The sequence below is a fragment of the Streptomyces sp. NRRL S-31 genome (genome assembly GCF_000718775.1).
GTDB lineage: Bacteria > Actinomycetota > Actinomycetes > Streptomycetales > Streptomycetaceae > Streptomyces.
In genome coordinates this window covers 1-679 of sequence record NZ_JOCB01000238.1, presented here as the reverse complement: position 1 = coordinate 679, position 679 = coordinate 1, and the positions used below count along the sequence as shown (strand labels likewise).

Sequence of the window (679 nt, the reverse complement as noted above, 5' to 3'; positions counted from 1 at the left end):
GCCGCGGCAGCTCGTCGTACATCCGGGTCAGGTGCGCGTCCAGTTCCCGACGCGCGGCAGGCGTGTCCGGACCACCGGCCCGGTAGGCATCCTCAACCGCCTGCCGATAGGACATCTCCAGCCGCGTGCGCAACTGGTGCAGCGTCACAGGCGGCCGGCCCTCACGCGCCTCCTGGAGCACCTCCTGCTCCCGGATCCGCCGCTCGGCGGCGGTGACGTTCTCGTGCACGCCGGCCGCCGGTTCCCCGTCGACCAGATACCGGCCGCCGAACAAGTCCTGACGGCGGAAATCGGCCACCGCCCGCTCGAACCGCTCCTGGAACAACTCCTCGTGACGGTGGCGCTGCGCCACCCGCTCCCACATCCGCGGCAGGTCCGCGGCCGCCTGCTCCACCACCTGCCGCTGCTGCTCGGGCGTGATCCGGTCGAAGCCCCCCGCCCGCGCGGCAAGCACGTCCAACCGCTCCCGGACCTGGGTGCGGTAGGCATCCCGCACCTGCTCATGACCCGTCTCGTCCTGCGGCAGATGACCGCCACCGAACACATCCCGCCGCGCGAACTCCTCCCGCGCCGCGTCCAGCCGGCCCTCCACCGCCCCCCGGGTCGCCTCCGCCACCGCCAGCCGGCCGTGATACGCCGCGTCCCGCTGCCGCTGGAACTCCTCCCACCGCACCGACGG

1 protein-coding gene is annotated in these 679 nt (G+C 73.5%); it reads right to left on the bottom strand.

Going from position 1 to position 679, the window contains the following annotated elements; translation table 11 throughout:
• Positions 1-679, bottom strand: a 679-nt coding sequence (locus tag IF37_RS40375) for a hypothetical protein (protein WP_037858403.1), incomplete at both ends; no start/stop codon positions are given.